Origin of the sequence: Acinetobacter sp. YH12045, assembly GCF_013419925.1 — a bacterium.
GTDB lineage: Bacteria > Pseudomonadota > Gammaproteobacteria > Pseudomonadales > Moraxellaceae > Acinetobacter > Acinetobacter amyesii.
Genome location: NZ_VOZE01000026.1, coordinates 1 through 7,718, shown reverse-complemented (window position 1 = coordinate 7,718; position 7,718 = coordinate 1). Strand labels below are relative to the sequence as shown.

The following is a 7,718-nucleotide window of genomic DNA, read 5'->3' as shown; positions in this document are numbered from 1 at the left end:
CGTAAACACGTTGCATTTCACTAAAATCAATCACTTTTCGATTCTTCGCATCAATTTCATAACTGATAGAACCGTTCTTCATGCGATCATAAATTGATGTACGAGCAATTCCATATTTTTTAGCTAATTCTGCAACAGTAAATTTAGGCATAGTTCTTTAATTATGTTTTAGTCCCTCATTACATGAACTGTAATGTACTTAAGCCTTAAAACCTAGATTTTTAAGATGTGGAAGAAGTTGTTTTTGCTGTGTTGGATCTCTGAGCATATCTTTAATTTTAATCGCTAATTCTTCATAGCTTTCACCTTGATTTGCTAAATGAGACAGTTCATGTAGACGAGATAACTGATTTCCAAATAAGTTAATTTGTGCATCATTCATTTGATAAAAAGATTGCTTGATAGTGTTAGTTTGTTTAGATGGTCGAGCTTTAGACTTAATAGAGAACTGGATATCAGTAATCACTCTTCCTTTCTTAAATTGCTGATAATCTACAGTTATATCAGTATGTTTGTTGATTTCACTAATTGCTTTGTCTAATACATTAGACTTGAAATTGGACATAGTTGAATACTCTTCGACACCAAGTCCAAGCTTTGATCTTAAATCATTGATACTGTATTTTTCAGTCTTAGCAACGCTTAACCACTTAATAATAAGTTCATATAATCGAATACTATATTTACTTTTAAAGTCAGAAACTTGCTCAATATAGTATTTTGTGAATTGTTCACTTAATTTACTAATTAAGCTAATTACTTCATGACTAAGATATAAAACAATCAAACCGCTCTTATCAACATAGGTCACTTTATTAACCCAATTAGCCGTTGAAAGTGCTTCTATGCCCTTATACCTATCTAAATAGCTAAACTCTCTTCGCTTTAACGTTTTAGAAGCATCTTTAAGTAGGGCATAAGCATTATTGCTATCCACTTTAAATTGATGGATATAGTCGCTCACAGATACTTCTATAGGGGTATCTGGGGAAAGATTGTTTGATTCTCTAGCTTCAACTATTGCTAGAAGCATAATCCGTTGCTCTATTAGGGATAAATTGAAAGAGGCATCAATAAGAGCATTATCCTTTACAACTAACTTATTGGTATTTGTCATAATTCCAAGGTTACTTATTAATCTAACTAGGTTATATACCGCCTAATTTAAATAGTCAATAATCTAGCTATTCAAATACCCCTTAAACCTATCTTTATAACCCCTTAAACCTATCTTTATAACCCCTTAAACCTATCTTTATAACCCCTTAAACCTATCTTTATAACAATTTAAGATATTAATTTTAAATATTTTTTTAATGTCTAAAAGCATTTAAAAGTATTAAAATAATTAAAAGCACAGGGAATGAAAAATTGCCCTTGGTTTTCGCTACGCTCAAACTCTATTGAATCTCGCTTTCGCTCGATTCGTCGGGGCAATTTTTTGGCTCATCTCGTTGTGACTTCAATAAAAAGCAAAAGCACGATGAATTCGCTTCGCTCATAGAGCTTTTTTACTCGCTACGCTCTATCTAGACTCAATTTTCTGCATGTGATTTACGCTTATTTAGGCTTCAAAGCCTAAAAAGCTGTTTTTCAGAGGGTCTAAGCGCGAATTTCAGCGATTTCACTCGTAGACACTCGTTCTGTACCTCCCAGTGTGAATTTGAGCTTAAATCGCAAACAGGCAGCATTTAGAGCTATATTTAAAGAGGACTTAGATTAATTCCTTATCATTTGTTCCATGATCAAATTTAAATTTCTCAGGTCGCTTCTGTAGCTTTTCAAGATTTCTTTGAGCATTCGTTATTTTTTGGCTAGAACTAGAAGCAGTATCCAAGTTCACTGATTTTTCTATTTTATTTGAATGTGGCTTTTTTTCACTGATTCCCATTTTACTCAAATTTCGTAAAACTGAACTGTAAGAAATATTGTTCGCTAGCTCAGGTAAATCAGCGTGGATTTCCTTAATTGTATAACCAGCTTCTAGCCGTTTTTCTATTTCTGGTAATACAGAGATGATGAATTTCTTAGCGCCATGTCTGGTGACCATAATGACTTCCTCTTTCTTTAATTTATGCAATTATGTGCAACTATATGCAATTAAGAGCTTTTATACGATTTTATATGAAATTATCTGCAACTATAAGCTTTTAAATGGTTTTTATTCATTTTGATGTGCAATTATATGCGTTTATGTGCAATTGAACTTTCAGTGATATTGGCAAGATGTGTAATGTTGACCAACATGCAAGCATGATCGGCCCACCATTACTCCCCTTATTCGCTTTTCAAGCTCAACGTGGAATCTTGTCCTACGGAGTTTCTGGCATAGCCAAAATTGATACGCCAAAAGATCATCAAAAAAGGTGTAATTTAAAAAAAAGGTGTATAGGTTTGAGCCTTATATAGTGGCGTTAGCCAGCCGTCCCCCCTGGTCTGTTCAATGACAGCTTATGTGTCGCAATCTCTTTCCTGGGCCATAGAACACTTCAGATCCTCAGCAGCAGCGGTTTCTAAAAAAAGTGTATGGTCTGATGCCTTGTATAGTGGCGTTAGCCAGCCGCACTTCGTATAAGAGATTTTATGTTAATCAGATGATTAAAAGGCCCGTAAATAGGGCCTTTCGTATAACGTGTATTATGTTAATTTTAGAAATACTAAAAATCTAATTTCAATAACAGTAAAAATATTCCAGGTGTAAAAGTGATACTTCAAAGTTCCCAAATGGATGCATTCTTTCTATCCAGATATGATGTCCAGCTTCCCTCAATTTTAGAACTTATGATACTAGAAGGCTTTTATGAGGATTCGGATGCTATTGTCTTTAATTTTTACAAAGATAGGTTAGAGCAGGTGAATTACGAAGCCATAGCTGATGTTTACGGAGATCTAACAGGGTTTGAAGCCTCCAGTAATAAGATTCATATCGAGGATTACGTGGATAATCAACAGTATGAAATGAATGAAATAATCAACATCGGATTCGCATTAGTTCAATTAGTTCAAAACTTATGGAATCAGCTAAGGGATGATGAGTGCACTATAATTTTATCATCTGATTTAGAAAGTGAATTTGGAAGTAATGCCACTCTTAGTTTTCATAAAAAAAGAATGAATGAAATTTTAATGGATAGCTTAGATGACTGCTCTCAAGCAGTATTCATTTGTGGAAACAATGACTTAATATCTTCAAATACTTAACATAAGGGCTGTTACACGAAGCAAAAAGCGTAGGAAAATGGCTCACGGTTTGTATAACTCGTATTATGTTAATTTTAGTAAAAGTTAAGGATTTTTAAGAGTTTAATAAATGAATAGTGTTCATGAAATTATAGAAAAAATACATAATGAATGGGAGATTGAGCCTAAGAAAGCTATTCATAGAGGTATGGAATGTCCCTTTCCTTTACAGTGTTCATTAAATCCAAAAAGCAAAATTTACCCACAAATACCCCAAGTACTTTTACCAAAAGTATTAGAGGATTTTTATACAGTATCTAATGGTGCAGATCTATTTAAAGATCAAGAATACGGACAATGGGGCTTAAAATTATATTCTATTGAGGAGGTAACTTTTGCTTCAAAAATTTATAAAATTAATCGTAATAATGACGCTCTTCAAAGTGACTTAATTATTGGAGAGTTCTATGGAGATTCAGACTTATTGTTGGTTCGATGTGATCCTAATAGTAATGATTACGGCTCTATTTTTGTTGTCTTACCTATAGATCAAAGACAAGATTGGTACGTTGTTGCTAATACTTTTGAAGAATTCATTAATAAATTTTATGAAACTCAGGGGGATAAATTCTGGGAACCTTAAAATTATATGCTGGATATAAGCCTCATTTAAAATAATGGCTGTTATAAGAAATGAAAAAAACTAGACCGAAGTCTGGTCTTTAAGTTTTAAAAAACATATAAAAATTAATAACATATTTTAGTTTTTTCTTTACTTTAAAATGAATGTCTAAATACACTAGAGAATGGTTCTATGAATATGAAAACTGAACCTTGGATTGAGGATAATGATCCCTTAAAGCCCTATTATGGAAAATTGAGTAATAAGGAATATACCGATATTTCTAATATATTTACTTTATGGATTAATCATAAGAATTATATTGATCCTTCAATAATTTCTAAAAATAAAAAATTAAATTTATTAGATTTTTCAAATAGATATAAAGAAAAATGTAATCAAGCCTTATATGAGCTGCTATGTGAGAGCCTAAAGCAAACAGATGGATATCTCTATTGGCTACCTATGAACAATGTAAAGAGTGAAAATATCTTTGCCGCATATTCTCCAGCAATGATTGCTAAGACCCCAATAGAAGCCAAGTATTTAGATTATGCTTCTCGCTCTTTTCTGCAAATGCAAAATGGTGGATATGCCATTGTTGAAAGCAACCTAAATTTTATAGCCCTGGTTATTGATGGCTACTATATGCAGGTAGCATTACATTCAAACTTTATGAATGAGAAATTTCAAGAATATCTCGATAGTTGGAACGAGATCGAAAAAAACCTTGATGAAACTACAGCACAGTGCCTTTCACACGCTCATTCTATACAGTAGAAATTAAAGAGGAATGAAGTATGCAAGTACCCTATTTAACATAATAGCTGTTATACAAAATGAAAAAGCCTAGACACTGGTTTAGGCTTTAAAATTTAAAAAATAAATAAAAATCAGCATCATATACTCTCTTTTAAAACTTCGTATAACGTGTATTATGTTAATTTTAGAAAAATTAATTAATTTTCAGAATCATAGTGACTCATATCACCAGATAATAAGATTTCTTAAATTTTCTCTGATAACACTTTAACCAATGACTTTAATTCTTCTTTTAGTTTATTTAAATTTTCAAGTTGAATACTTTGAGTCAGCTCTTTAGGAATCATTTCTGCGGCAGCTCGTAGCTCTCGACCCTTTTCTTTTAATGAAATAAGGACTCTTCTTTCATCATTAGGATCACGTGATCGATTAATAAGTTCAGACTTTTCCATTCTTTTTAGTAAGGGCGTTAGTGTCCCACTATCCAGGTGTAAAATTTGTCCAAGATCACCCACACTTACACATTCTTTTTCCCATAAAACCAACATCACTAAATATTGAGGATAAGTGAGTCCGAGAGGTGTAAGAAAAGGGCGATAAGCTTTTACGATTAAATTAGATGCAGCATAAATAGGAAAACATAGTTGCTCATCTAGGCAAAGCTGATTCTTGGACATAGCTTTTTATTTGGTATAGACAGTGGTCGATACCTGTATATTACCTCGAATAGCGTTGGAATAAGGACATACTTGATGCGTTTGTTCCACGATCTTCTCTGCATCAGCTTGTGAAATACCTGAAAGAGTGACATCTAAGTGTACTGTTAAGGAAAATCCACCATTGCCATTAGCAACCATGCCAACAGTACTCAGGACTTCTACATCGTTATCACGGATTTTATGTTCTTTATTGCTACGAGTTACATGGATCACGGCATTTCCAAAGCATGCAGCATAGCCAGCTGCAAATAATTGCTCAGGATTCGTTGCATCACCTCGACCACCTAATTCTTTTGGCAAAGCTAATTTTAGTTCTAAGATACCATCTTCACTACGAATATTCCCTGAACGTCCACCGATTGCTTTAACTTGGGTAGAATAAAGATTACTCATTTTAATTACCTTTAAATAATATATTGTGTGCAATATAATTGTATAAAATTTAATTTATGTCAAATTTTTTTATATGCGATTTAACATAATGGCGGTTATACGAAGTCGACTTGTAATGCAATTTGCATTACAGTACTCCTAGTACATTAAATAACTGGGAGATATGATGGCTACTGTTAACTTCAGGGTCGATGAAGCCCTTAAAGAAAAATCCTATTCCATCCTTAAAGAACAAGGTATTGCACCTACAGATTTCTTTACTAGTATTCTTGAGTATGTTGCTACGACTGGGAAACTACCTGTCAAAAAAGCTTTGCTTTCAGAAGAAGATGAAGAATTGTTAGCTCTTGTCCGTAAGCGCATTAATGACCCTAAAGAGATGTTTGAGGAAGTCACATTAGATGACTTATAAGCTTTTACGTCACAAGGACTTTACAGCAGAATGGGAAAAACTCCCTGTTGCTATACGGGATCAATTTAAGAAGAAACTAGCCAAAGTCATAGAGCAGCCACATATTCCAAAGAATATGCTGAGAGGCGATCTTGCAGGTTGCTATAAAATTAAATTATTAAAAGCTGGTGTCAGACTTGTCTATCAAGTTAAAGATGATCAGGTAGTTATCTTGCTCATCACAGTCGGGAAACGAGCTGATAGCATAGTTTATGACGAAGCTAAAAAGCGCATTAAAGACTAAAAATGGGAGCTTATAGCTCCCATTTTTTGACTTCGTATAACGTGTATTACGTTAATTTTAGGAAATTTTTAGAATCACTATGCAGATCATCAATTTAATTGCGAATCATTTTATATTGTTTTCTATACAATAGTTTTTCCATTTATTTTTAAAATCTTCTATAGCTTTTTCTGCTTCTTCCTCTTTGGTATAGATAGGTGATTTCTTTACTTCATCTACTATCTGATTGAAAATTTCACCTTCCTCTTTGAAGAGGTTGCTATAAATACTTTTAGCTTTTTCTACGTCTGAACCCATTTGATGAAAAGTCATCAAGGTGTCTGCTGCATATGCAATTCCATCACATTGTTTATTGTCATCCGCATATGAAAAGGAACAAATTAGTAATAAGATCGAAAAAATTATTGGTTTTCTCATAATGGGAAATTTCATTTTAAAAATAAATACTAAAAGATTTCTATGGATATTAAAATCTATAGAATTTTACTTCATTTAACATAATGCAGATTATACGAAATGCTTTTTTTATTACTTTAAAAATCAATCTCTTATATACTACTCAAAAGCCCATTTACCCTCGAATGGGCTTTTTTAATGATTTGTCACGTTCCACGCTCAATAAGTGAGCAATGTTCCACGACTTTGTTTAGGTCAATTGAATAATCAGAATGCCTGGTCTTTTTCTTTTTGGCGTCCATCCAGCTCTTTTTTGAGTGCCTTTTTATCCTGGTACGATGCAATCAGCATGATCGGGATCAGCAGCGGGGCCACAATAATTCCCAAGGCAATGTCTTTCAGTTTCGGCATGATCTCTCTCCCTTAGTCATTATCAAAAACAGCATTCAGTACACGGCCAAATAAGCCACGTTTTTTAGGTTGTGGCACAGCAGTAGTTGTTTGCTGAATAGGCTTATCTTCTATTGGCGTAACTTGTGGCGGCTGTACAGTTTCTTGTAAGTCTGTAGTTGTACGGACTTGTTCATTTGTACTGTCAGGCTTACTGTCAGGCTGAATATTTTTAGGTGTATAACCAAGTGCTAAGGTTAGATTGTCAATCTTATCTTTGAGTTGCTCAATCTCCTTATACATACGTCTTTCACGCTCTTCGGCAACTGATTTATCGTGCCGTAACTCTTCAATTAATTGCTTGTACAGTTCAACTGTAGTGTTGTCGTTTTCCTTACTATCAGGCTTACTGTCAGCCTGACTGTTAGGCGTACCGTAAACACGTTGCATTTCACTAAAATCAATCACTTTTCGATTCTTCGCATCAATTTCATAACTGATAGAACCGTTCTTCATGCGATCATAAATTGATGTACGAGCAATTCCATATTTTTTAGCTAA

At 33.6% G+C, this 7,718-nt stretch carries 12 protein-coding genes; 5 read left to right on the top strand and 7 right to left on the bottom strand.

The window, feature by feature from the left end; genetic code table 11:
• Window positions 1–199: 199 nt before the first annotated feature.
• Both repM and FTU02_RS15955 read right to left on the bottom strand, forming a co-directional pair.
• Window positions 200–1,117: a replication initiation protein RepM gene (gene repM, locus FTU02_RS15960; RefSeq protein WP_100358203.1), complete on the bottom strand. Its 918-nt coding sequence runs from the start codon at window positions 1,115–1,117 to the stop codon at window positions 200–202.
• A gap of 597 nt (window positions 1,118–1,714) precedes the next feature.
• Window positions 1,715–2,050, bottom strand: coding sequence for a hypothetical protein (locus tag FTU02_RS15955; protein ID WP_002124970.1), 336 nt, complete (start codon window positions 2,048–2,050; stop codon window positions 1,715–1,717).
• Between the two features lie 674 nt (window positions 2,051–2,724).
• On the opposite strand from FTU02_RS15955, the gene FTU02_RS15950 reads away from it, so the two are divergent.
• From FTU02_RS15950 to FTU02_RS15940, 3 genes are all read left to right on the top strand, one after another.
• Entirely contained in the window at window positions 2,725–3,201 is a 477-nt protein-coding gene (locus FTU02_RS15950) for a hypothetical protein (RefSeq protein WP_218956203.1), read from the top strand.
• Window positions 3,202–3,310: 109 nt separating this feature from the next.
• Window positions 3,311–3,823 carry an SMI1/KNR4 family protein gene (locus FTU02_RS15945; RefSeq protein WP_180128730.1) on the top strand — a complete coding sequence of 171 codons (513 nt, stop codon included), beginning with the start codon at window positions 3,311–3,313 and terminating at the stop codon, window positions 3,821–3,823.
• Window positions 3,824–4,000: 177 nt separating this feature from the next.
• On the top strand, window positions 4,001–4,582 hold the full coding sequence (locus tag FTU02_RS15940) for a hypothetical protein (RefSeq protein WP_257226769.1): 582 nt from the start codon (window positions 4,001–4,003) through the stop codon (window positions 4,580–4,582).
• A gap of 227 nt (window positions 4,583–4,809) precedes the next feature.
• Here FTU02_RS15940 and FTU02_RS15935 read toward each other — a convergent pair whose 3' ends face one another.
• Together FTU02_RS15935 and FTU02_RS15930 are read right to left on the bottom strand one after the other, a co-directional pair.
• On the bottom strand, window positions 4,810–5,241 hold the full coding sequence (locus FTU02_RS15935) for a MarR family winged helix-turn-helix transcriptional regulator (protein ID WP_005108698.1): 432 nt from the start codon (window positions 5,239–5,241) through the stop codon (window positions 4,810–4,812).
• Window positions 5,242–5,247: 6 nt separating this feature from the next.
• The gene (locus tag FTU02_RS15930) at window positions 5,248–5,676 is read right to left on the bottom strand and encodes an organic hydroperoxide resistance protein (protein WP_005108699.1); all 429 of its coding nucleotides are present in this window, start codon (window positions 5,674–5,676) and stop codon (window positions 5,248–5,250) included.
• Window positions 5,677–5,842: 166 nt separating this feature from the next.
• Between FTU02_RS15930 and FTU02_RS15925 the strand changes: the two genes are divergently transcribed.
• Complete coding sequence (locus tag FTU02_RS15925; RefSeq protein ID WP_000246756.1) at window positions 5,843–6,088, top strand: type II toxin-antitoxin system RelB/DinJ family antitoxin; 246 nt, start codon at window positions 5,843–5,845, stop codon at window positions 6,086–6,088.
• The gene (locus FTU02_RS15920) at window positions 6,078–6,371 is read left to right on the top strand and encodes a type II toxin-antitoxin system RelE/ParE family toxin (RefSeq protein WP_000221358.1); all 294 of its coding nucleotides are present in this window, start codon (window positions 6,078–6,080) and stop codon (window positions 6,369–6,371) included. The genes FTU02_RS15925 and FTU02_RS15920 overlap by 11 nt, the downstream gene beginning before the upstream one ends.
• A 105-nt stretch (window positions 6,372–6,476) precedes the next feature.
• Here the strand turns inward: FTU02_RS15920 and FTU02_RS15915 are convergent, their stop codons facing one another.
• The 3 genes from FTU02_RS15915 to FTU02_RS15905 form a co-directional block, all read right to left on the bottom strand.
• Entirely contained in the window at window positions 6,477–6,683 is a 207-nt protein-coding gene (locus FTU02_RS15915; RefSeq protein WP_228284210.1) for a 3-hydroxybutyryl-CoA dehydrogenase, read from the bottom strand.
• A gap of 351 nt (window positions 6,684–7,034) precedes the next feature.
• The gene (locus FTU02_RS15910; protein ID WP_180157965.1) at window positions 7,035–7,178 is read right to left on the bottom strand and encodes a hypothetical protein; all 144 of its coding nucleotides are present in this window, start codon (window positions 7,176–7,178) and stop codon (window positions 7,035–7,037) included.
• Between the two features lie 12 nt (window positions 7,179–7,190).
• On the bottom strand, window positions 7,191–7,718 hold a 528-nt coding region (locus tag FTU02_RS15905; protein WP_180157963.1), incomplete at its 5' end, for a plasmid replication DNA-binding protein.